Raw genomic sequence first — 25,757 nt, forward strand, 5'->3', positions numbered from 1 at the left:
TTTATTTTTGTACTTTATCTAATGCTGAAGCAGTTGCCTGCAATGTTTCGATCATCCAGCTGATTGCATCATCATTTGTAGGCATAGTTTCGGTAATGCCGACTACTGGTATATTATTTTTTTTAGCAAGTTCTAAGACATTATTTGTGATATTATCTGTAACTTGCTTATTATAGAAAAGTACTTTAACTTGTTTATCATTAAAGAGTTTCTGATAATCAATCATCATTTTAGGACTAGGCTCAGAGTCATTCATTATCACCCATTGGAATGCAAGACCTTTCATATTTAATCCTAAGGCATTAGCCATATAGCTAAATAGCGGTTCTGTAGCTGTTACAGGAGTGCCTGAGCTTGATTGCTTTATTTGTTTAATTAGATCGTAAATTTTTTGATATTTATGATTAAAGTTTTCAAGATTCTTTTCAAATAGGCTACTATCAACTGGAACTTGTTTAGAAAAAACATCTTTTAATTTTGCTGCTAAAGCAGGGAATGTATCAGGGTTATACCAAAGATGTGGATTAATGCCAAATTTTGAAGTTTGCGGATATTCTATCAAGTCTTGTACCTTAATGATTTCAGCATTTTTGTTACTTTTTAGTATTGGCGTAATCCATGAATCGTAATCAGCACCATTATAGATAATCACATCTGCTTCAGCTAGTAATTTAGCATTCTTAACAGATGAGACAAAAGTATGCGGATCGCCATCAGCATTATTGATTATGTTAGTAACTTTGACATTACTACCACCAATAAGCTTAGCGATACTACCATATTGATTTTCAGCAGCGACAACTGATATGTCATGGCTACCTTTTGTTGTTTGAGGCTTAACATTTTCGACTAAAAGGTTGATAGCAACTAAAGCTACGATAATGATAGCTGATAAAGCTATTAGTATATATTTTTTCATGATTTATATGTTATTAAAATTTTTGTATAACAAATAATAGAATAAAAAAAAGCCAGAGTAAAGTAGTATGTATTTTAGCTGCTAGAATCTTTGATAAATAAAGCGATTATAAAAGAGAGAACCATCAAAATAGGAATGATTATCAATGTTGTTTGGAAAGCATAGAGCGCTTCATGAGTTTTTTTGAGATAGGTGATCATAGCCCCTGTAATTGGTTGTAATACTCCACCACTTAATGGTAAAAACATATTTACAATCGCTAATCCAGTAGCTATTTGTGTCACAGATACTGTATTTCTCAGCGCAGAATAGTTAAGTACATGTACAGCCTGAACACCGCCAAATAAAACACAAAGGATATATGCAATAATAATATTTTCATTAAAGAATAATAAGTAAGTCACAATGAAAAAACCAAATATGGGCGAAATTAAAAGAAATTTTTTCTCACTATCTACTGCAGATGCTATCACTCCCCAAATTGGACTAAAGATACATACGCCGATAAAAATTAGTGAAGTACAAAACCCTGCTTGATTTTGGGTAAAACCATATAAAGTCAGATACCTTATACCCCATAAATCTGCAAATAATACAGTAGTACCATATATCGTAAAACAGAATAGACCATTAAACCAAATTTGTTTGTTTTTTAGAACTGCTAAAATATCTTTTAGTGTTTGGTTTTGTTTGTTGTTATATTTATTTTCTTTTTTATAATCAGGGTGAGTTTTGATAACAAAAATACTAGATAATAATAGTACAAAAGAGACTATAAAAATTAAAGCCATAATTTGTGAGATGCTAAGATATTTAGATAAAAAAACTAATGGAGCAGCAGAAAGTGTCGCACCAATATATAAGACAAATTGGGTAAGACCTGTAAATGCTGGAAAGAGTCTATTTGGTAACCAAATAGCTATTGACTTTATCGCACATAAAATAGCGAAGCCACCGCCAAATCCTGCTAGAATTCTATATACTAGAAGCATAGGCTCAGAATAGGCTATAGTTGCAATAAGCATAGCTATAGAGAAGATAACACTGCTAAATGTCATTACCTTTTTGACACCGAATTTATCGACAATTATACCAGCTGGAATTTGCGAAACTATATAGCTCCAATAAAAAGATGAGCTAAATAATGCTGTTGAAGCAATATTAAGGTTATAAGGTTCTTTCATAAAACCATCTAGTAATGCACCTGTTGAAGATCTTACGAAGTACTCAAGGGCATAAAAGAAGGCGCAAATAAACCAGATACTCAATCCTAAACTAGTAATTTTTGTCTTATACATTTAACTAAATTCCTCTTTTTAAAATAGCTAAGCATTAAAAGTTAATAGTTAGCTTTTTCGAGAGTAGCAAATTTATATACTAAACCATAATTATTATAAAAGCAAATTTTACTTATTTTTAATTTTGTTTAGTCTCTTGCTGGGACTATTCGAGTATTATTTCCTGACATATATATAGTTACTTGATCGCCAATATTAAGATTATGTTTATCTTCTTGGAGTATTGCTATGATTCTTCCACTATGTAGTTTTATTGTAAATTGATAGCCTTTTGATGATGTTATAGCATCTTCGGTCACTCCACCAGCAATACCACCTACTATTGCACCACCTATAGATCCAGCTATGCTTGTAAGCATACCAGCTCCAGCACCGGCAAAAGCACCACCAAAGGCACCACCAAGGCCACCTAATTGAGCACCGATATTATCAGAGCCTTTGATATTAACTTGTTGGATATCTATGATTTTACCTTGTTCAACTTGTGATACCTGACCTATAGAATTAGCTGAATAGCTTGGTGCTGAACTAGTGCAGTTTGTCAACAAAAAACATAATAACAAAGTACAAATCCAAAAAAAATTCTTCATTTATTTTCTCCTAGCAAGACAATTTATTAGCAATATCAGCAACTCGTTTGCCTAAAGTTTTACATATCTTTATCTCATCATCAGACATGGTTTTATTCGCTGAGAATGTATTTAAATGTGACGCTCCATATGGGGTACCGCCTGTACGAGTATGTTCTAAAGCTTGTTCGCTATACGGTACACCCACTATTAAGCAACCATGATGCATAAAAGGAATCATCATCGATAATAAAGTACTTTCATGACCTGCATGCATTCCTGATGCTGTCGTGAAAAAACCTACTGGTTTGCCGATTAGATTACCTTTAAACCATAGATCACTATGTATCTCTAAAAAGTATTTAAGTGGCGAAGCCATGTTGCCAAAATATGCTGGACTACCGACAATAAGACCATCACAGTTAGCTAAATCTTCTTTTGTTGCATATAGATCGCCATCAGCTGGAATTAAAGGCTCAAGCTGCTTAGTTTTTGCAGAAATATTTGGTACAGTGCGGATTGTTGCGGTTGCTCCTGTAGCCTCAACTCCAAAGGCTATAGTGTGGGCCATTTTCTTTGTACTTCCACCTTGACTGTAGTATAGTATTAATATGTTTTTCATTGTTATTGTTCTATGTTCGATATCAGGTTATACAAAAAATATTTGCTAATATTAAAAAACTATTGGATCTGGGTCTTTAAAGAATATTTCCGTAAAGATTGCCCAACAGTCGCCGCGTCAATAACTCTTACAAGTTTGTTTGCTATCGTACCAGTTTTTTTCATTATAATAAATATTTTGAATGCTTTTAATGCTTTTAGTTCCCTTTCTGAGAATCTACAGAATTTTCTTTTTGAAAATATGCTTCCAGCTACAGCTACAACGGTTCAGCAGTATATTACCAATATTTCTCATAAGATGACTTCTTTACCTATCACATCTGTTATAGTTTTACTTGTGGTGATTTTTTTGATGATAAAAAGATTAGAAATTACTCTAAATAAAATCTTTTATGCAAATAAGCAGCGGCCAATGATTCAAAGTTTATTAGTATATTGGGCATTAATGACAATGGGCCCACTATTAATGGGATTTGTATTTATTTCAAGTACTTATCTTATATCTATGGCATGGTTTGTCAAAGATATTGGTATGGAGCAATACCTTTTGAGTAGCTTATCGCTTATTTTTTTAACGGCAGGTTTTTTTGTTGTCTACAAGATATTACCTAATACAAAGATCAATTCAAAAATTGCATTACTTGCAGCATTTTTAGTAGCGATTGTATTTTCTATTGCTAAGAAGATTTTTGCTTTATATATGTTTTATGTGCCTACATATTCTGTTATCTATGGTTCGTTATCGCTAATACCAATATTTATTCTTTGGGTTTTTGTTACTTGGCAGATCACACTTTTAGGTGCGGTGATGATTCGCGCAATGCAGTATATGAAGGTAACTTTAGATTTTAAAAAAGAAGTAAAAAGAGATGATCTTAGTATAAGTGTTAATATGCTTAAAGAGTTGCACCTTGCGCAAAAAGAACTAAAAAATGGTATGAGTATTAATGATTTATATCAAAAAACCTCAGTAGCAGATTATGATAAGATTAAGAAAATTCTATATGCTTTAGAAACGGCTAATATTATTAGAATTACAGCCCAAGATATTTGTTACTTAAACTGTGATGTTTTTGATATAAGGCTACATAAAGTTTACTTGGCTTTTAATCCTACAATTAACTTTAAAACTAGTTCTATTAGAAAAATTAATGGTATAAAATCTCAGCTCTACAAACAACTTGATATAAAATTAAACGAATGTTTTTAAATAAATAAGGATTAGGCTTATAATGTTGTTTGAGACTCTTGATTATTCTGCATTGGTTATAAATGTCTTGTATACAATCTATTTGGCTAGATTAAAGGTCTGGTCGTGGACGTTAGGTATTGTGGGCGCTGTGTTACTATTATTCTTATTTGCTATGAAAGGTACATACTCGCTAGTATTGCTACAGTTAGTATATGTAATATTTTTCAGTTATGGCTGGTATAAATGGCATACTCAAGGTGTTGATGGTGAGCATAAAACTGTTAAGTGGATGAGGCTTGCTGATTATTTTCGCTATTTGGTCTATGTGATTGTTTTGTGTATATTTAGTATTGGCTTTAACTATATCACCGCTGCTTCAGATATTGTTGCTACTGGTGTTCTCACTGGGATTACATTTACAGCGATCATTATGACCATAGAAAAATTTATGGAGAATTGGATAGTTTGGATTATTTCTGATTTATATTTTGTTGTGGTGATGTATCAGCAAGAGTTATATGGTCAAGTTTTACAAAATTTTATATTTTTTATTACCGCTGTTTATGGTTTTTATTATTGGTATATGAATACAAAGGTAGTGGAAGCTGAGAAATGATTGTTAAGGTAGCTTTACCAGTACCGCCTAATTATATCCTTGATTATAGTGTTTATGGTCAAAAGGTAGAGCTATTTGAGCGTGTCTTGGTTCAAGTAGGCAAGCGTCAGCTGATAGGCTTTATCATAGCAAAAGATGTCAAGATTGATTATGAACCTCACAAAGTCAAAACTATTTTAAAAACTCTTGATAAACCGATTAGTTCAGCAATACAAAAATTGATATTATGGCTATCACAATATTATTGCTGTGACATATACAGTGCAATACGTTTAGCCTTACCAAATAATTTTTTTAAAGCCGAGGAAATTACTCCTCAGCAAGATACATATGTATATATCGATCAAATAAATTTACAAAAACATAAGCTAACAGCAAAGCAGCAAGATTTATTAGATGCTGTTGCTGCACAAGAGTTAATTAAATTAGAAGATCTGAAGCAGCTAGCCTCAAGCTATGTTATTAATAAGTTATTTAATAACAATATCCTTAAAAAAAAATATAAGCTAAAGCAAGCTGTAAACATTTTAAACGCTGATAAAGCTAGAACTCTTAACCAAGAACAACAATATGCCCTAGAGCAAATATTAGCCAATACAAATTTTAATGTATCGTTGCTGTATGGTATTACTGGAAGTGGCAAAACTGAAATTTATTTACAAGCAATAGCTGAGTTTTTATCTAAATCGCAGCAGGTGTTGATTTTGGTTCCGGAAATAAATCTTACTCCACAAACAATCAAGAGATTTGAAAACAGATTTGTAGATAAAAATGTTGTGGCACTGCATTCTAAATTAAGTGACAAAGCTAGGTTAACTAATTGGCTAAAGATAAAGCAAGGCAAAGCTGATATTGTAATTGCTACACGTAGTGGTGTTTTAGCAGATTTCGCTAAACTTAGAATAATTATAGTTGATGAAGAGCATGATAGTTCATTTAAACAGCAAACTAGTACTATTCGCTATAATGCTCGAGATGTAGCAATATTTAGAGCTAGACAACTTGATATACCGGTAATTTTAGGTAGTGCAACACCATCACTGCAGAGTTACTACAATTGTGTTATTGGTAAATATCAACTACTTAAACTAAGACAAAGAGCATTAAATTCCCATAAGAATCAAATTCAACTTTTAGATTTAAAATCAACTATTGTTGATAATGGTATTAGTAATCAGCTTTTTAACCTTTTGCAAGAGAATATCGAATTACATCAGCAATCATTGGTTTTTATCAATAAACTAGGTTTTGCTAAAGCGTTAGTATGCAAGAGCTGTGGTGAAGTTGTTGAGTGCAAAAACTGTGATAAGCCTTATACTCTACATACCCAGCCATATCAGTATTTAGAGTGTCATTTTTGTGGTTCGCGTAAGCCTTTAGTTACAGTATGCCCTAGTTGTGGGGCACAAGAATTATTTCCTTATGGTTGTGGAACTGAAAAAATTCAAGCTCGAATTGAAGCAAAATTTCCTTACAATAGAGTTGTGCGTTTTGATCGCGCAAATATCAAAACTATAGCTGATTTACATGCTATTAACCAGATGATAAATCTCAATCAAGTTGATGTTATTGTTGGTACACAAATGATTGCAAAAGGACATCACTTTGAGAATATCACTTTAGTTGGCTTAATAAATATCGATGCTGGTTTATACAGTAGTGATTTTAATGCTATTGAGAGAACGGCACAGATGATTGTACAGGTTGCTGGTAGAGCAGGTAGGGCAGATAAACCAGGAACAATTGTATTACAAACTTATCAACCAGAAAATAAGCTACTTCAGTTATTAGTAAATAGTGATTATTTAGAGTTTTTAGATTATCTTTTACAGCAAAGGGAATACGCTGGTTATCCACCTTATGCGTATCAAGCTCAAATAATTGCAGAATCAAGAAAACAAGCGCAAATTCTAGCGTTGCTAAATGATATATATTCAAACATATCTAATTGTGCAAGTATTCAAGTGTCTAAGCCTTTGCCAGCGCTACATCTTAAGTGCAATAATGTCTATAGATATAGCTTATTATTAACGTCAAAAACTCGTAAAGAGATTAATTCTACAATTAAGTGGCTTAGTAATAAATTTACTATAAATATGCCAAGCTCAGTAAAAATGTATTTTGATATTGATCCTATTGAATTGGCATAGATGTTACAAGTGAAAGTTCTACTTTTAATTTTAATCAGCTATAAAAATAATTAATATTTAATTATATATTTTGCTAGAAAAAAATTAAATTAAATAAGAGTTAGGTATAAAATTAATCACGTGTGTATCTAGCCGAGGTAATCAGTTATGAAAAAATCAATAGTAATGCTTATATTTTGGTTTGGAGCTTGTTTCGCTAATGATGAGCTAAAATTTAATATTAAATTACATAATAATACTCAGGAAGGGAATTTTTATATGTTAAAAAAACCTAGATTTATTTCAGATAATATTAGTTGTCCTCAGCAAGGCTCTTGGATGCAAACAAAACACAAAGGCTCTTATTTATTTTGGACAGAAAAACAACAGCTCCAAAAGTTATTTACTGCAAATGTCCCTTTAATTTCGACATATTCACCAGACTCTTTCGAATTATTGTGGCCTGCATTATCACTGCATACAAGGGTAGATGATACTAGTTTATATTTTGTAGTGCAGCAGAAAATAGATAGAAAACTAACAAATAGTGAAAATGATAATGTCACAGTAAAATATCACTCACTAATTGCTGACGGTATTAAGACTGGAGTTGGCAAGTCAAATAACAAAGTATTAAAAGGTAAGTTTAATCTTAGAGATTCCAAAGGAAGTAGCTTAATAGGTGGTTATAGAGATATGGTGGTATTGGCATATGATAACCTTTGGTCTGGTCCTGAGAATGATGCTATATTAAGAGAAATGCTTACTACTAATACTTCTAAAGATAATTCAGTTATTATTTCAGAATTTATAGTTAGTGATGATAATCAAAATGCCGCTTTTATAGATAAAATTAATTTGGGTGTAAAAAAAATAGTAACTGTACATGTGCTTTTAAATGAAAAAGATTTTGATAAATTTATTCAAGAGATTTATAACCAAGCTTATAGTGATGAGATTGATGATGGCTTTCAGCTAGTTGAAGTTAGTCCCTCAGTAATTATTGATGATAGATTTTTAGAAAAGTATGTGGTTAATCAAGGTGCTATTCAGGCTGTTCGTGGTGGCTTAGAATTATATGAAAAGGAAATTATCAATTTAAAAGAGGAAGTAGTGAAGAATATAGCTGTTAGTTTAAGTATAAGTGATATAGATGAAACAAATTCTCTGTTAGAATCAGTTCAAGCTAATGAAGAATTAAATCAATCTGAAGTTATACAGTTAAAGAATGCTTTAGAAACTGCTAATGCTGATTTGGAGAAGTTAAAGGCTCAATTAGATGATGCTAATAAGCGATCTAAGGAGTTAGAAGATAAGCTAGCTAACTCGGAACAACAAGCTAAAGATTTTAAAGGCCAATTAGATAATTTGCAACAATTGCAACTGGAAACTAAGAAAGAGCAAGAACGTTTAGCAAAAGCTGTTAGGGGTAGACAACAAAAGTTAGATAAGGCGAAAGAACAAATTGAAGAGTATAAGCATCAATTAGCCAAATTGCAACAGCAACCTAAGAAAGAGCAAGAACGTTTATTAAAACTTTTTCAAGATAAAAGTTATAATTTAAATAAGGCAAACGATGAAATTGAGAGTTATAAGCATCAATTAGCTAAATCTAAGGAAAAGAAAGAACAAGCAGAAAAAGTTATTGATGATTTACAAGCTAAGTTAACTGAGGCGAAAAAACAAATTGAAGAGTATAGGCTTCAATTAGCTAAATTCCAAGAGGAAACTAAGCAACCTAAGGAGTTAGATGATAATAAAGTTATCTGAGCCTCAAAATGAATCTACACAATTAGAGGATGATGTTTAAATTCTGGTACATTACAGAATTAAATCAAGCTGGAGTAATATTAAATCCCATCAAGCCATTACAATTTGATAAAATTATTTGATTAAACTCGTATACTGCGTGTAATAAATGTTAATTACAAAGCTTTACTTAGGAGTTTATATATTTTTTAAGGATAGTTGGGTTACTACTTAGCCAGTTGTTAAATTCTTGAGCAGTTTTCTTGCCTTGTGGTGTATTATTAAACATAAAAGCTTTGTAGTACTGATTATCATCAACTTTTACAGGTATTTGGCAGATTTTATGGTTCTTTGAGTGTTGATAAGCTATCTCTAGAGTATCAGTAAACATAATATCTGGATGAATATTATCTATACCATTTATGATAGAGTTTATAGCTTGGTCATTATCACTTATTATCAAGACTTTAGCATTCTTTAATTTTTGCATTGCAAATATTTGATTCGTACCGCCTCTATTCTCGATAACTAGTGTTTTTGGATTATCAATATCGCTAAAAGTTTTATATTTATTTAATTTTTTACAAGCAGTCATAGCAGCTTTGTTAAATAATATTAGTGGAGTTGAGAAAACAAATTCTTTTTGACGCTCAGGGGTTATTGTCATACCACCGACAAAAACATCAAACTTATTGTTTTTTAGATCATTCTCAGCTGTTGCCCAAGAAGTTTTGACAAATTTGACTCGCTCTTTTTTGCTTTTTGCAAAAGCTTCTATGAGTTTTATATCTTTACCAGAATATTTGTTATCTTTAGGATTGTAGATCGAAAATGGTGCATAGTCACCTGTAGTCCCTACAGTAATATCAGCATATGCAGTTGAAATCATAACTGCCATAGTAGCTGTAAAAGCGAATATGAATTTTTTCATGTTTTCTTAAAGATTATAGTTTTTGCTGGATAATATTTTACACCAAAGAGCAAAAAATAGAATAGCTTAGATAATGATTTTTATTGAGATTGATCTTCTTTTTTTTCTAACCTGGTAGCTACGAAACAAGCTACTGTAACAGCTAGACCAGCTGATATAATCCACGCTAAATAATACATATAATTTTCTCCTTAGTTAGTACATTTCATGTGAGTTAGCTTTAATTTCTTCAACCGATATTCTACGTCCGTTAGCCCACATTTTTTTATAAACAAAGAATGTATAGCTAAATATAATCGGAAGGATAATAACTGCTGCACATAATATGCCTATTAGTGATGTTTGGCTACTACTTGCATTATATACAGTTAAGCTATACATATGATCACCAATATTAGATACCATAATAAATGGAAATAAAGTAAAGCCAACAGTTAGTATCGCACCAAGTAAAGATGCCATACTAGCTAAGAATACAGCACCATCTTTATCTTGATTATTAAACCTAATAACAAATATAGCGCCAACAAAAGCTAGTATAGGTGCAAACCACATCCATACATGCGCATGGTTGAAGTTATAGTACCATGAATAATCAGTAGTTACTTTGCCAGCTGTAAAAGCATGGTTTAAAGTATCTGACAGATGAGCTAAACTAGCATCTGGTGTATATTGATAACCCGGTATAAAAGATATCCAAATTGCGGCAATTATAAATAAAACTATATATACAGTTGCTGTTACATTAGTAATCTTTCTAAATCTATCGCGTAAAACACCACTAGTTCTAAGCTTAGCATAGGCAGAGCCATGCATTAATGCCATATTTAGTGCAAATACACCAAATAATAGTGCAAATGGCGTGAGTAAATTTAGCAATGTGATCCACATCGACTGATATTGACCATTTGTTACAGTACCGTAGATTAGTCTAGCAGTATCATCATAAGAGATTGGAAAACCTAAATAAAGATTACCAACAGCTACACCCATCACGACTATAGGGATTATACTTCCAAGTACAAGCATCCAATCCCAGAAGCTACGCCATTTAGGATTATCTATTTTCTTTCTGTACTCAAAAGCAGGAGGTCTAAGGAAAAGTCCCCACAATACAACCAAAATCGCGATATATAATCCTGAGAAGCTAGTTGCATATACCTGCGGCCATATTGCAAAAATAGCACCACCAGCGGTGATAAACCAAACTTGGCTACCATCCCATGTAGGTCCTACAGTATTTATAATAGCTCTTTTCTCGTAGTCGTTCTTGCCGACAAATTTTGCAAGAATACCTACACCAAAATCAAAACCAACTGTAGCAGCTACCAAAAATATAAGCACCCCTACAACTAGCCAAGAGATAATTTGTAACACATCTAATAACATTTATCTCTCCTTATTTACTTTTGTTGTTTTGTTCAAAATGGTATTTACCAGTACCTAAAGAGCTAGGACCAAGTCTTGCATATTTGAACATTAAGAATACCATCACAGCAAATAGCGCAGTGTCTATTAGGAAGAACATTGCCATTGATGTCCCGACATCTGCAGCAGTTAATGCTGAGGAACTAATGCTTGTAGGTAGTTGATCATAAACAGTCCAAGGTTGACGACCATGCTCAGTTACATACCAACCAGCAATACATGCAATATAAGGTAATGGTATTGACCAAATCATTATTCTTAGGATAAATCTACTAAATGCGTTACTAGTAAGAGCATTTCTAGCAAGTAGAATTAGTCCAACAACTATTAAGGTAAACATAAAGAAGCCTATGAATACCATTATTCTAAAGCTCCAGAAAATACTAGCAACATCTGGAACCATATTAGTAGCAACAGTTTTTACTAATTCTGGATCGTTTGCAGCTTTAGTAATTGTTATTGAGTCAGCTACGCCATATTTTTCTTGAGCAGCTTGGACTAACATTTTACCAAAGCCTATATATCTCTGGTAAGTAGGGTTGTTATAGTTAGTGTAGCTACTATCAGGAGTATCACCGCTATGACCTGTCTCACGCCACTTTAGAAGATCAGCATACGCAAGACCACCTTCTTTGATCATCACTAAAGCAGAAGGTACTTTCTCATACTTACTTGGATCAGCAGCAGCAGCTTGAGGTGAGACATCAGCAGTTTGACCTGTTTTGATATCTCTGTAGTATGCAAGATTTGGATCTCTTGTACCATTGGCTGTTTTTTCACCATAAAGTATAGCTTTGATTCCTGGAATCTCTGTATCAGTTGAGTGAGTTGCGATCAGACCTAATACAGCTGGGATAGGAACATCAAAATTATTTTTTTGTTCTTTTTGACTTGGTAGCGCAATAGCGTTAAATGCTGCTGGAGCTTTAGATGTATCCCATTCTGCTTCGATAGCGGCCATTTTTAATGGTTGTACTCTAAAAGCATCAACACCGTTTGCATCACCGAAAATAATCGCAACTAAACACGTGATTAAGCCAAAACCTAAGCCGATAGCGATAGATCTCTTAGCAAATGCTATATCACGACCTCTAATCAAATAAAATGCACTTATACCGATTACAAAGATTGCTGCGGTAGTATAACCAGCAGTCATCACGTGGCCAAAGTTTGTTTGAGCCGTGTGGTTAAGGAATAGATCTAATAGACTAACTGTTTGCATTCTCATAGTTGCAGCTACAAATTCAGAACCTACAGGATGCTGCATGTAGCCATTTGCAACTAAGATAAGTAAAGCTGAGAAACTTGAGCCAATTGCTAAACAAAATGTTGATAGTAAATGTTGTTTTTTTGTAAGTTTATCCCAGCCAAAGAAAAATAAACCAGCAAATGTAGATTCAAGCATAAATGCTGCTAGGCCTTCAATAGCTAGTGGTGTACCAAAAATATCACCTACTGATTGAGAGTAGTATGACCAGTTAGTACCAAATTCAAATTCCATGGTTAGACCAGTAATAATCCCTAAAGCGAAGTTTATTCCGAGTAATTTACCCCAAAACTTCACCATGTCTTTATAAACTTCTTTACCTGTTCTTATGTACATTAGCTCCATTGTGAATAAGATCCACGTTAGTCCTAAAGTTAGCGGAACAAATAAGAAGTGAAATGATGCTGTTAAACCAAACTGCAATCTTGCTAAGTCAACAGACATGAGCGTTGGTAACATATTATTTTCTCCTTATAGTTAGATTAACTAAGCGTTATTAAATTTTTCTAAAAAGAAAGCTGGAAGAAAAAATAAGCTGATTCGGGTTGTAGTCACTTTTTCTCACCTTTAATTGTGCAGCACAAATTGTAACACATTAATTATTTAAATCAAAAAATAAATTCCGCTGAAAGCATTGAAAATAAAGGCTTTTAGTATACTAGAATGGTATAGATTAAATATTAATGAAGTAGCCATCTTGTATTCAAGTATAGACCGAGGTAAAATAATATAAATTTAATTTAACTCAAATCTTTACATCGAATGAAAAAATTTCTTATATTTGTTTTTCTATTTCTATTAGGCTTTAGTAAAGTTTTTGCTCAAGAATATAATTTAGCTGATCTGATTAAAGATAATACTTATAAAGGTGCAGCAATCAATAAATTAAAATCAAATAAAAATCATTTAGAAAAAATTTTAGCCAAATATAATAAATTTGGAGATGCTCAGAATAATTTTGTTGAAGACAAAAATAGTGTAGAAAAAGATATAGTCAGTTTTAATGAGAATGATATGGATAATAGTTCTCAAACTCAAAATTTACCTAAAGCTAGTTCTAATAATCCAAATACATTGAATAATAGTTCTGGAGGTTCTGGAGGTTCTGGAGGTTCTGGAGGTTCTGGAGGTTCTGGAGGTTCTGGAGGTTCTGGAGGTTCTGGAGGTTCTGGAGGTTCTGGAGGTTCTGGAGGTTCTGGAGGTTCTGGAGGTTCTGAAGGTTCTGAAGGTTCTGAAGGTTCTGAAGGTTCTGGTGATTTAAAGATCATTGATTTTTTGAAAAGTCTTGTAGAATCTTTAGAAGATAAGTTAGCTAACTCAGAGCAACAATCTAAAGATTTTAAAGATCAACTGGATAAATCGCAACAGGAAGCCAAGCAGGCGAAAGAAAAGTTAATTGAATCAGATAAGACTTCAAAAGATTTAGAGAATAAGTTGCAAGTTTTGAAAGATAAGTCAATTGAATTACAAGAGCAGTTAGCTACAGCTAATGATCAATCAAAGGAGTTAAAAGAAAAGCTAAAAGATGCTGATACTAAATCGACTGAGTTAGAGCGGGAGCTAAAAGTTTCGAAAGATAAGTCACAAGAACTACAAGATGAACTAGTCAATGCTAATAAGCAATCTAAGGAGTTGAGAGATAGGTTAGTTAGTTCAGAGTTAGAAGCTAAACAAGCTAATGCAGCCTTAGAGAAATCGAATGAGAAGTCATTAGAATTGCAGAAGCGGTTAGATATGGTTAGTAATGAATCAAAAGAATTAAAAGATAAGTTAAGTAGTTCAGAATTAGAAGTTAAGCTAATTAAAGATGAGTTGGAAAAATCTAATGCTAGTTCGAAAGAGTTGCAGACTAAGTTAGATGAGGCAGCTAAGGAATCGGCTAAGTTAAATGAGCAGTTAAAATCTAAAGAAAAAGAAGCTGAGCTAGCTCAAAGTGATTTAGTAAAAGTTAATCAAGATAAAGGTAGATTGGAGCAAGAGTTAAAAGTTTCTACAGAGGAGACAGCTAAGTTAAAGAGTCAGTTAGAAGCGGCTAATAGTCAATCAAAAGGATTAGAAGATAAGTTAGCTAACTCAGAGCAACAATCTAAAGATTTTAAAGATCAACTGGATAAATCGCAACAGGAAGCCAAGCAGGCGAAAGAAAAGTTAATTGAATCAGATAAGACTTCAAAAGATTTAGAGAATAAGTTGCAAGTTTTGAAAGATAAGTCAATTGAATTACAAGAGCAGTTAGCTACAGCTAATGATCAATCAAAGGAGTTAAAAGAAAAGCTAAAAGATGCTGATACTAAATCGACTGAGTTAGAGCGGGAGCTAAAAGTTTCGAAAGATAAGTCACAAGAACTACAAGATGAACTAGTCAATGCTAATAAGCAATCTAAGGAGTTGAGAGATAGGTTAGTTAGTTCAGAGTTAGAAGCTAAACAAGCTAATGCAGCCTTAGAGAAATCGAATGAGAAGTCATTAGAATTGCAGAAGCGGTTAGATATGGTTAGTAATGAATCAAAAGAATTAAAAGATAAGTTAAGTAGTTCAGAATTAGAAGTTAAGCTAATTAAAGATGAGTTGGAAAAATCTAATGCTAGTTCGAAAGAGTTGCAGACTAAGTTAGATGAGGCAGCTAAGGAATCGGCTAAGTTAAATGAGCAGTTAAAATCTAAAGAAAAAGAAGCTGAGCTAGCTCAAAGTGATTTAGTAAAAGTTAATCAAGATAAAGGTAGATTGGAGCAAGAGTTAAAAGTTTCTACAGAGGAGACAGCTAAGTTAAAGAGTCAGTTAGAAGCGGCTAATAGTCAATCAAAAGGATTAGAAGATAAGTTAGCTAACTCAGAGCAACAATCTAAAGATTTTAAAGATCAACTGGATAAATCGCAACAGGAAGCCAAGCAGGCGAAAGAAAAGTTAATTGAATCAGATAAGACTTCAAAAGATTTAGAGAATAAGTTGCAAGTTTTGAAAGATAAGTCAATTGAATTACAAGAGCAGTTAGCTACAGCTAATGATCAATCAAAGGAGTTAAAAGAAAAGCTAAAAGATGCTGATACTAAATCGACTGAGTTAGAGCGGGAGCTAAAAGTTTCGAAAGATAAGTCACAAGAACTACAAGATGAACTAGTCAATGCTAATAAGCAATCTAAGGAGTTGAGAGATAGGTTAGTTAGTTCAGAGTTAGAAGCTAAACAAGCTAATGCAGCCTTAGAGAAATCGAATGAGAAGTCATTAGAATTGCAGAAGCGGTTAGATATGGTTAGTAATGAATCAAAAGAATTAAAAGATAAGTTAAGTAGTTCAGAATTAGAAGTTAAGCTAATTAAAGATGAGTTGGAAAAATCTAATGCTAGTTCGAAAGAGTTGCAGACTAAGTTAGATGAGGCAGCTAAGGAATCGGCTAAGTTAAATGAGCAGTTAAAATCTAAAGAAAAAGAAGCTGAGCTAGCTCAAAGTGATTTAGTAAAAGTTAATCAAGATAAAGGTAGATTGGAGCAAGAGTTAAAAGTTTCTACAGAGGAGACAGCTAAGTTAAAGAGTCAGTTAGAAGCGGCTAATAGTCAATCAAAAGGATTAGAAGATAAGTTAGCTAACTCAGAGCAACAATCTAAAGATTTTAAAGATCAACTGGATAAATCGCAACAGGAAGCCAAGCAGGCGAAAGAAAAGTTAATTGAATCAGATAAGACTTCAAAAGATTTAGAGAATAAGTTGCAAGTTTTGAAAGATAAGTCAATTGAATTACAAGAGCAGTTAGCTACAGCTAATGATCAATCAAAGGAGTTAAAAGAAAAGCTAAAAGATGCTGATACTAAATCGACTGAGTTAGAGCGGGAGCTAAAAGTTTCGAAAGATAAGTCACAAGAACTACAAGATGAACTAGTCAATGCTAATAAGCAATCTAAGGAGTTGAGAGATAGGTTAGTTAGTTCAGAGTTAGAAGCTAAACAAGCTAATGCAGCCTTAGAGAAATCGAATGAGAAGTCATTAGAATTGCAGAAGCGGTTAGATATGGTTAGTAATGAATCAAAAGAATTAAAAGATAAGTTAAGTAGTTCAGAATTAGAAGTTAAGCTAATTAAAGATGAGTTGGAAAAATCTAATGCTAGTTCGAAAGAGTTGCAGACTAAGTTAGATGAGGCAGCTAAGGAATCGGCTAAGTTAAATGAGCAGTTAAAATCTAAAGAAAAAGAAGCTGAGCTAGCTCAAAGTGATTTAGTAAAAGTTAATCAAGATAAAGGTAGATTGGAGCAAGAGTTAAAAGTTTCTACAGAGGAGACAGCTAAGTTAAAGAGTCAGTTAGAAGCGGCTAATAGTCAATCAAAAGGATTAGAAGATAAGTTAGCTAACTCAGAGCAACAATCTAAAGATTTTAAAGATCAACTGGATAAATCGCAACAGGAAGCCAAGCAGGCGAAAGAAAAGTTAATTGAATCAGATAAGACTTCAAAAGATTTAGAGAATAAGTTGCAAGTTTTGAAAGATAAGTCAATTGAATTACAAGAGCAGTTAGCTACAGCTAATGATCAATCAAAGGAGTTAAAAGAAAAGCTAAAAGATGCTGATACTAAATCGACTGAGTTAGAGCGGGAGCTAAAAGTTTCGAAAGATAAGTCACAAGAACTACAAGATGAACTAGTCAATGCTAATAAGCAATCTAAGGAGTTGAGAGATAGGTTAGTTAGTTCAGAGTTAGAAGCTAAACAAGCTAATGCAGCCTTAGAGAAATCGAATGAGAAGTCATTAGAATTGCAGAAGCGGTTAGATATGGTTAGTAATGAATCAAAAGAATTAAAAGATAAGTTAAGTAGTTCAGAATTAGAAGTTAAGCTAATTAAAGATGAGTTGGAAAAATCTAATGCTAGTTCGAAAGAGTTGCAGACTAAGTTAGATGAGGCAGCTAAGGAATCGGCTAAGTTAAAACAAAGTTTAGAAATTTCTAATAAACAGGTAGCTGAATTACAGGATCAATTAGAAGAATATAATGAGTTGCACAGTGAATTGCAAAATGAATTAACTGAACTTAAAGAAGAGAGATCAAACTTGGAGGATCAATTAAAGGAATATAATGAGCTACACAACGAATTACAAGATAAATTAGCTGATCTTGAAGAAGAGAGATCTAACCTAGAGAATCAATTAGAAGGATATAATGAATTACGTGAGCAATATTATGAATTGCAATATCAGTTAGATAAAATGGATAATGAGTCATCTGAATTAAAGGCTCATTTAGCTGAGTTGGAGAAGATACCAAATGACCCAAAAGAAAATTCAAGTAAGAAGCCTACAAACGAGAAAGGAAATTTAGAAAAAGTAGATAAAAAGCTAGCTAAACAGGAAACTGATATAAAATTAAGAAAAGAGGCTATTGAAAAAGAGTCAAGACAATTAGCTAAGCGTGAAACTGAGATAAAGTTGAGAAAAGAAGCTATTGAAAGAGGGGTAAGACAGTTAACTAAGAAAGAGCAAGAAGTAAATTTTAAAAAAGGGGTAGTGGAAGGTGAATTTAAGAAATTAACTAAGAAGGAGCAAGAAGTAAATTTTAAAAAAGGGGTAGTGGAAGGTGAATCTAAGAAATTAACTAAGAAAGAGCAAGAAGTAAATTTTAAAAAAGGGGTAGTGGAAAGTGAATTTAAGAAATTAACTAAGAAAGAGCAAGAAGTAAATTTTAAAAAAGGGGTAGTGGAAGGTGAATCTAAGAAATTAACTAAGAAAGAGCAAGAAGTAAATTCTAAAAAAGGGGTAGTGGAAAGTGAATTTAAGAAATTAACTAAGAAAGAGCAAGAAGTAAATTCTAAAAAAGGGATTGTTGAAAGAGAAGCAAAGCTGTTAGCTAAGAAAGAAGCTGAGATAAAACAAAAAGAACAAATTATCGAAAAAGCACGGAAACAACTAAATAAATTTAAAGATGATTATGGAAAAACACAATTTATAGGTACAGAATATAGCAAACCAAGCTCTATAAGCAGTAAGTTAAAAACCTTAGACGCATTACATAAAAAATCACAAAAAATTGATTATAAAAGTAGTTTGAAAACATTAAATATACCAGAAAATCAGGAAGCAAAAAGCTTTGGTATAGCTGATTTATTTGGCGATCCTGATTTTACTACTACAGGGAAAACTATGCAAGTAAAAAATTCATTAGAAAAAATCGATATGAATAAATCTAAAAATTGGCAAAGTGATCAAAATCAAAAGATACGATATGGCGAGAAGACTTCTTCAGTTACTTCAGTAAAAAATCTGATTAACGAATTTAAAAATGTTTAAGTTTAAGTATGGGAAAAAAAATTAGTATTACTTTTATTGGTGTAATTATTCTAGCATCTGTATTTTTTTATATTAAAAAGTCAGATCATGTTACAGCTATAAAAGAGAGAGGGAATTTTAAAAATAAATTACCGATAGTTGTTGAAGTTGAGAGCCTTAAAGAACAAGACTCATATCATGAATTAGATTTATTTGGAAAAACTAGTGCTTATGAGGTGTTTACTATAAAAGCTAAATCATCAGGAGTAGTTCAAAATATTACTTTTTCCCTTGGGACTTTTGTGAAGAAGGGAGATTTATTATTATCTTTTGACACGGAATTAGTTGATTCTAAAATACAAATACAAAAAGAAATATACGAAACTAAATATAAACAAGCTGAAGCAATGAGAAAGTTGGTAGAGAAAGGTGCTGCTAGCCACCTTGAATATAGTAAATTTAGATTAGATTATTTGAATAATAAACAAAAGTATTATGAACTTTTAGATGAAAAAGAAAAAAGTTATATATTGTCGCCTACGAATGGTATAGTAGAATCTAAATTGGTATCTGAAGGCGAATATATAACTACTAAAGATAAGATTGCTACTATAGATAATATTGACAAAATTAGAATATCTTTCGATATGGAAGAGGATGATTATAGAAAATTTAAAAATAGTAAAGAAGCTATTATTGAGGCATATGTTCAGTCTATAGATAAATTGATTAATGTAGACGCCTTTGAATCTTCTGAAATCTCGAAAGATGGTAGCCATTCAGTACACATTGAAGGTGTAGTATCTAATGCTGGTAGAGAATTACTTCCTGGTTTATTTGTCAAAATCAGAGTATTTTTCTTAGATGAAAATAAAATGATGTTAGTGCCTAAGCAAGCTGTATTTATGGATGATGAACGATATTTTGTGTACAAATATAATGATGGCACTGCAGAAAAAGTTTTTGTAGAAGTAAATAAGGCTTACAATGACTACTTACAAATATCATCCTCGTTAGGTAAAAATGATAAAGTTATTATTGCTAGTAGTAGAAGGTTATATCCAACTGCTAAAGTGAGTTTAGAAAAGTGATGAGAATTTCAAGGTTGTTACAACATGGAAGTGTTTTCCTTGTAATTAATCTAATTATATGTTTGCTCGGTGTATATTGTTATTCGAAGTTAAAAATTAAATTGATCCCTGAATTACCAGTGTCAAGTATATATGTGACAATTAATAATCCAGGAGTAAAAGCCCAGCTTATTGAAAAACAAATCACAAAACCAATGGAGGAAATTTTATCTACTGTAGATGGCCTTGAATCAATTAGTTCGTTTAGTGAAATTGGTGAAAGTAAAATAGAACTAAATATTAAACCTAGTAAACCTATTCAAAGCTCAGTTAATGCGGTTAGAGACTTAATTTCTAAGAATAAGAGTATATTACCTGATGGTACTAAAGAGCCTATAGTTTCAACTGATAGCTTTTTATCTAAACCAGTCATATATGTATCTCTATACTCTGATAGCGGAAAAGAAATATCAAATTCTCGGGTTGTTGATATAAAACAAAAATTAAAATATGTAGATGGTTACTCTAAAGCTCTTGTTTTTGGAAATAAAGAAAAAACACTTTATATTAGTGCTTTACTCGATAGGATATTTAAATATGACATATCTATTGATCAGTTGGTAGCTGATCTGTCACAAGCAAACTCTAATTTTTCTGGTGGTAAAGTGTCTAATAATTATAAAACTGAGTATATTTCTTTTAACAAGTTTGTCAATCTTGTAGAAGATTTTGATAATATTGAAATTGATAGTAATGGAGTAGCAGTTAAACTAAAAAATATAGCTAAAATAGAGCTAAAAAACAAAGAGGAGTCTAGTTTTGCCTATGGAAATGGAAAGAAGGTCGTATTACTAGGGCTTTTTGTTAAAAATGGTTTTAATCCCGTAGATTTCTCAAAAAATATAAATAAATTCATTAAAAATTACTCAAAAACAAATAGTGATATAAAGTTTGAAATAATTATTGATGAGAGTAAGGATGTATTGAAAGCTTTTAATGATACTACTCATACTTTAATAGAAGCAATTATATTAGTATCAGTGATAGTATATTTTTTGATTGGTTCTTTGCGCTATTCGTCAATAGCTATACTTGCTATACCAGTGTCTTTATCAGGGAGCTTTATAGCGCTTTATTTATTTGGTTATACAATTAATAACGTTACTATGCTTGCGATGATATTAGCTATTGGTTTAGTTGTTGATGATTCAATAGTTGTTACAGAAAATGCAGAGCATTATTACAATAAAAATAATAATGCACTTGAGAGTATAAGCAAAGCTATTTCAAATTTATTTATTTCGGTGCTAATATTGATGTTGACATTGGTTGTCATATATATACCGTGTATATTTATGGAGGGAGAAATAGGAAGAATTTTACAAGAATTTGCTTTAACAATTGTATCTTCAATGCTTATATCATTTCTAGTGGCTTTTACTTTAACCCCCGTGCTTTTCTTAAAATTAGCAAAAAGATCAAAACATAATTTTTTAATTAAAGTTATTAATACATTATTCAAGAGTATAACTAAATTATATGTAAAAACTTTGATAAAAACTATAAGAAAGCCATTGTTATTCATACTCATGATTTTTGTAATTACATTTTTGGGATTCTATTTCGCAAAAACAAAATTGAGAATTGAAGTTGAGCCATTTGAAAAAAAAGATATGATTATTATAGAGAATACTTTTTCACCAAATACAAGTTTAAAATACATTCATACATATATGCAAAAAATATTTAATATTATAAAAACAGATTATAATATTAAATCTTCTTTAATGATAGAGGAATCACCTCTTTCAACAATTTGGTTAACTTTGCGGGATCGATCAAGATCTGAAGAAACTCTAGATAATATAAATAATAAGTTAGCTAAAATTTCTGTTGGTGGAGATGTTTCTACTAAAATTGCTCAGAGTAAAAACGCTGGAAGTGTATTAGGGTTTTATGAGTTGGATTTTTACATTAATAATCCCAAATCTCCAAAAAATCTACAGACAGTTGCATCTATTATTAGTGAGAAAATGATTAGTACTTTTGATGATTTTTATACAATTTCACCAGGGAGCGTCCAAGATATTGGAGTAAATTGTAATAAAAACAAATTATTTAAATATGGGATAACAGAAAAAGATTTTGCTGATCTTTTGGATATATTTCTTAATCAACGTAAAATAGAGGTTTTTGAAGAAGGAAATAATGTTTATGATATAGTATTTAGATTAGATGATAATGCCTCAAAAGATTTGGCTAAGATAGAATCAATTAGTATAAAAAATCAAAAGGATGGTGAAAGTAACGTACAACTCAGACAAGTTTGTGATGTTTTTAAATCAAGTGCTCCTAGTAGTATTTTTAGGTTTAACGAACAGTTTTCTTTAAATGCGCATGCAGTTACTAAACCGAATGTTAATCTAAACCAAGCTATCAACTTTATTGAAGAAATAAATGATAATTTACCTGATAGTTCAAGTATTTCATATTCTGAAAAAACAAAAACTTTAATAGAATTATCAGAGTTTTTTACTTTGTTCATATTAGTGGCACTAATTGGTCTTTATTTATTAATGTATGCTAGATTTAATAATTTCCTAATGCCTATTATAATTTTAGGTAGCGTGCCTGTTTGTATAAGTTTTAGTTTATGGGGATTATATTTAATAGCTGGTAGTTTCAATATTTATACGACTTTATCTTTGGTTACTCTAATGGGTTTAATGACAAAACATTGTGTTTTATTATGTAGTGCAATAGATAGCTGCCAAAAATCTGGGTTTAGTCTTATAAACTCTATTATAAGTGGTTCAAAGTCTAGAATTAGAGCTATTATGATAACTTCATTAGCTATGTCAATAGGATTAATTTCTCTATTTTTTGATAATGGGAATTATGCTAATAGTAGATTTCAAATTGCAACAGTTTTAGTGACGGGAATAGTTTTTGGTTCTATTTTAGTTTTATATTCTTGTCCAATATTATATTTTCTGCTTAAGAAGGATAAACCTAAAATGCCTAATTATAAGCAACTATAATATATTTGGTTGAGATATTAAGGATTTGTATAATTATAGAATCAAATTAGAATATTTATTTTCTCAAAAGTATTTCTTGTATCAAAATTAATAGAGTCAGGAGTTTCGCACTTATTAGCTTAGATATGTGCTATATTTAAGCTAAATACATACTAAGAGAAGATCTATTGTCACGACATAAATGTACAGTTGAGTTATACCAATCAAAAAACATTCTCATACTTATGTTATAATGTAATTAAGATAACTATTTAATAATACCCATGCCTAGACCTATTAAGTTACCATTAGATTTTGACAAGTACGATTATGCTGGCCTATCAAAAAAAGAGTCAAACCATAAAAACAAGGTAAGGCTGCTAGCAATGTCAAATATAAAAGATGGAATGAGTTTGCAAGATACTGGTAAAGTTTTAAAAACACCCTGGAAAACTATACAAACATGGCTACAGAACTTTAGAAAATATGGCATATCTGGCTTATATGTGAAAACCACAAAATATAAACCACCTAAAATAACGGAGGAAGTTAAGGTTTGGATTTCTAATTTCATGAAAACCTTATATAGTAATCAGGTTGGAGGTAGTATTACAGGTAAACAATTATTATGTTTAGTAAAACAGCATTTTGCTATAGAATGTTGTTTGCAAACTATATACAACACCCTACATAGCTTAAATCTTAGCTGGATAAGCTGTAGATCTAAGCATCCAAGATCAGACATAGAAGTTCAAGAATTATATAAAAAAACTTTGAAAGTTATGTCAGAAAATTAATCCCAGAGAATGTTGATATATCTACGGTAGATATATGGGTTCAAGATGAGTCAAGAGTTGGTCAGCAAGGTAGCTTAACAAGAATATGGGCTCCAACGGGAACAAGGCCACGCAAGGTTAAGCAGGGACAGTTTATCTCTACATATATCTATGGTGCAGCATGTGCAAAGTCTAGAGATAGTTTTGGATTGATACTTCCAACTGCAAATACAATTGCTATGCAAACCTACTTAAATCAATTATCAAATCATATTGCTGCTGGTCGACATATAGCTTTGGTTGTAGATAATGCAGGCTGGCACACCTCAAAGCAATTAGATATACCAAAAAATATTACTTTGATACCATTACCTCCATACTCTCCTGAACTTAACCCTATGGAGCAGGTATGGGAATGGATGAAAAATAACTATCTATCAAATATTTGCTTTGACAGTTACAATGACATTCTTGAAAAATTAACTATTGCATGGAATCATTTTTCATCTAATGCTGAATTGGTGAAATCTATCTGCTCTAGAAAATGGATGTTTACCTAATCATGTATTTGGATTGGTATTACATAAACAAAGGCTTAAAAATCAAGTAACAATATATCAGCAAAAATGGGAAGTTATCAAGCATGGAATTACTGATGCTATCGCAACTAAACTAAATTTTACATAAAGGGGCTGTTGAAAGCTTACCCAATTTGTGTGTTTAAAGCTTAATTCTTTAACGCTGTGCATCTTAGGCCACTATTCTAAAGTTTTTCTTTATGTTTTATTAATATTTCTGATATTTGGATACACTTATCCTAGTTCAAGCACAAATTGAGTGGGTCAAGCACTACAAGTCGCTTAAGATTGAAGCAAATAGATTTCATCAGTTCAGCAAAGTGATTTTTTGAAACTCCTCTATATCTAACACGTTTATCCTGATGAGCAAACACTCTTTCATAAGGTGAACGTATAGCACTAAACCAACTGTCTTGATCATGATTTTTACCAAGCATATTATTCTTCTTTATGGCTTTAAGGTCACAACAGTTATCCCTGGCAGTTTTGTTAGCATATTTTGTACAGTATCCCTTATCAGCATAAATCGCACCACCATCAGGGCAAACATATTTTATACCCTTTGCATCTGTAACGTTGGCAGGTGTCACAGCTACTTTATTAATCAGTCCACTCTGCATATCTACACTAGTATGTTTCTTATAACCATACCAAAATTTATCTTTACCTTTACAGCCTATACGTGCTTGCTTATCTATAGCTACTTTAGGAAGTATTTCATTATTTAACTTTTCATATTTCTCTTTGATAGCTTTATCTCTTTCTTTCCAAAGATTAGCTTTAGCTATTAAGTGACTAGCATCAACAAAACTAAAGACTTCATTGATAAATCCTTGTTGTTTTAATTGCTTTCTTAAATCATTAAAAATTTCCGATATAAAACGAGTACCTATATTCTTTCTAAATTTACAAAATACACTATGATCGGGAGTTTTTTCTAATAATGTAAATTCACAAAACCATTTTGCTGCGTTATTTTCTTGTAGATATTTCTCTAATTCTCTATCGCTAAGATCTTCCATAAATTGTAATAGCAAACATTTAAATAAACGTAGCATTCCATAACCTTTATAAGGGTTATCTTTTTCAAACTTTTTTAATTTCTTAGCAACATTTTTAAAATTCCAAATCGATACAAACTTACGATATATATGATTTCTCGGTACTAAGTCATTAAGACTTATCATCTCTAGTTGATTCATCAGATAAGCATATGAAAATTAATATAACTATATTTTAACAAATATTATTCTATATATGGCTAGTTTTCAACACGCCCATAAAGTGCGAAACTCCTGAGAGTTTTTATAATATATGTTATTTAATATTAATTGATAATATTAAAAGT

At 31.6% G+C, this 25,757-nt stretch carries 17 protein-coding genes and 1 pseudogene; 9 read left to right on the forward strand and 9 right to left on the reverse strand.

The window, feature by feature from the left end; genetic code table 11:
* Nucleotide 1: 1 nt before the first annotated feature.
* The 4 genes from CGC45_RS00780 to wrbA form a co-directional block, all read right to left on the reverse strand.
* Entirely contained in the window at nt 2-919 is a 918-nt protein-coding gene (locus tag CGC45_RS00780) for a metal ABC transporter solute-binding protein, Zn/Mn family (protein WP_071628520.1), read from the reverse strand.
* Between the two features lie 74 nt (nt 920-993).
* Nucleotides 994-2,217 (reverse strand): MFS transporter, encoded by a 1,224-nt coding sequence (locus CGC45_RS00785; protein WP_071628521.1) that lies wholly within the window; start codon nt 2,215-2,217, stop codon nt 994-996.
* Nucleotides 2,218-2,345: 128 nt separating this feature from the next.
* Entirely contained in the window at nt 2,346-2,807 is a 462-nt protein-coding gene (locus CGC45_RS00790; protein ID WP_071628522.1) for an outer membrane lipoprotein, read from the reverse strand.
* A 10-nt stretch (nt 2,808-2,817) separates the two neighbouring features.
* On the reverse strand, nt 2,818-3,414 hold the full coding sequence (wrbA, locus tag CGC45_RS00795; RefSeq protein WP_114702002.1) for an NAD(P)H:quinone oxidoreductase: 597 nt from the start codon (nt 3,412-3,414) through the stop codon (nt 2,818-2,820).
* A 6-nt stretch (nt 3,415-3,420) separates the two neighbouring features.
* Here wrbA and CGC45_RS00800 point away from each other — a divergent pair, with 6 nt between their 5' ends.
* The 4 genes and pseudogenes from CGC45_RS00800 to CGC45_RS09425 form a co-directional block, all read left to right on the forward strand.
* Nucleotides 3,421-4,617: a YihY family inner membrane protein gene (locus CGC45_RS00800; RefSeq protein ID WP_071628524.1), complete on the forward strand. Its 1,197-nt coding sequence runs from the start codon at nt 3,421-3,423 to the stop codon at nt 4,615-4,617.
* Between the two features lie 22 nt (nt 4,618-4,639).
* Nucleotides 4,640-5,215, forward strand: coding sequence for a nicotinamide riboside transporter PnuC (gene pnuC, locus CGC45_RS00805; RefSeq protein ID WP_071628525.1), 576 nt, complete (start codon nt 4,640-4,642; stop codon nt 5,213-5,215).
* The gene (gene priA / locus CGC45_RS00810) at nt 5,212-7,365 is read left to right on the forward strand and encodes a replication restart helicase PriA (RefSeq protein WP_114702003.1); all 2,154 of its coding nucleotides are present in this window, start codon (nt 5,212-5,214) and stop codon (nt 7,363-7,365) included. The genes pnuC and priA overlap by 4 nt, the downstream gene beginning before the upstream one ends.
* Before the next feature lie 147 nt (nt 7,366-7,512).
* Nucleotides 7,513-8,436 (forward strand): annotated as a pseudogene (locus tag CGC45_RS09425) (hypothetical protein); the annotation flags it as partial.
* Between the two features lie 847 nt (nt 8,437-9,283).
* Here CGC45_RS09425 and CGC45_RS00820 read toward each other — a convergent pair.
* The 4 genes from CGC45_RS00820 to CGC45_RS00835 form a co-directional block, all read right to left on the reverse strand.
* Entirely contained in the window at nt 9,284-10,024 is a 741-nt protein-coding gene (locus CGC45_RS00820; protein WP_071628528.1) for a transporter substrate-binding domain-containing protein, read from the reverse strand.
* A gap of 80 nt (nt 10,025-10,104) precedes the next feature.
* Nucleotides 10,105-10,203: a CydX/CbdX family cytochrome bd oxidase small subunit gene (locus CGC45_RS00825; RefSeq protein ID WP_032729741.1), complete on the reverse strand. Its 99-nt coding sequence runs from the start codon at nt 10,201-10,203 to the stop codon at nt 10,105-10,107.
* A 16-nt stretch (nt 10,204-10,219) separates the two neighbouring features.
* A complete protein-coding gene (gene cydB / locus CGC45_RS00830; RefSeq protein ID WP_071628529.1) occupies nt 10,220-11,413 on the reverse strand; it encodes a cytochrome d ubiquinol oxidase subunit II in 1,194 nt (397 codons plus the stop codon).
* Between the two features lie 10 nt (nt 11,414-11,423).
* Nucleotides 11,424-13,178, reverse strand: a complete 1,755-nt coding sequence (locus CGC45_RS00835) for a cytochrome ubiquinol oxidase subunit I (protein WP_071628530.1) — start codon at nt 13,176-13,178, stop codon at nt 11,424-11,426.
* 303 nt (nt 13,179-13,481) lie between these two features.
* Between CGC45_RS00835 and CGC45_RS00845 the strand changes: the two genes are divergently transcribed.
* From CGC45_RS00845 to CGC45_RS00865, 5 genes are all read left to right on the forward strand, one after another.
* Nucleotides 13,482-18,986, forward strand: a complete 5,505-nt coding sequence (locus CGC45_RS00845; protein ID WP_162790231.1) for a hypothetical protein — start codon at nt 13,482-13,484, stop codon at nt 18,984-18,986.
* A gap of 8 nt (nt 18,987-18,994) precedes the next feature.
* Nucleotides 18,995-20,056 carry an efflux RND transporter periplasmic adaptor subunit gene (locus tag CGC45_RS00850; protein WP_071628532.1) on the forward strand — a complete coding sequence of 354 codons (1,062 nt, stop codon included), beginning with the start codon at nt 18,995-18,997 and terminating at the stop codon, nt 20,054-20,056.
* Entirely contained in the window at nt 20,056-23,076 is a 3,021-nt protein-coding gene (locus tag CGC45_RS00855; RefSeq protein WP_071628533.1) for an efflux RND transporter permease subunit, read from the forward strand. The genes CGC45_RS00850 and CGC45_RS00855 overlap by 1 nt, the downstream gene beginning before the upstream one ends.
* Before the next feature lie 263 nt (nt 23,077-23,339).
* On the forward strand, nt 23,340-23,852 hold the full coding sequence (locus tag CGC45_RS00860) for a helix-turn-helix domain-containing protein (RefSeq protein ID WP_071628534.1): 513 nt from the start codon (nt 23,340-23,342) through the stop codon (nt 23,850-23,852).
* 32 nt (nt 23,853-23,884) lie between these two features.
* Nucleotides 23,885-24,391: an IS630 family transposase gene (locus tag CGC45_RS00865; RefSeq protein WP_232310110.1), complete on the forward strand. Its 507-nt coding sequence runs from the start codon at nt 23,885-23,887 to the stop codon at nt 24,389-24,391.
* A 257-nt stretch (nt 24,392-24,648) separates the two neighbouring features.
* Here CGC45_RS00865 and CGC45_RS00870 read toward each other — a convergent pair whose 3' ends face one another.
* Nucleotides 24,649-25,611, reverse strand: coding sequence for a transposase (locus CGC45_RS00870; protein ID WP_071628504.1), 963 nt, complete (start codon nt 25,609-25,611; stop codon nt 24,649-24,651).
* Nucleotides 25,612-25,757 lie beyond the last annotated feature (146 nt).

It is taken from the genome of Francisella opportunistica (genome assembly GCF_003347135.1).
GTDB classification, from domain to species: domain Bacteria; phylum Pseudomonadota; class Gammaproteobacteria; order Francisellales; family Francisellaceae; genus Francisella; species Francisella opportunistica.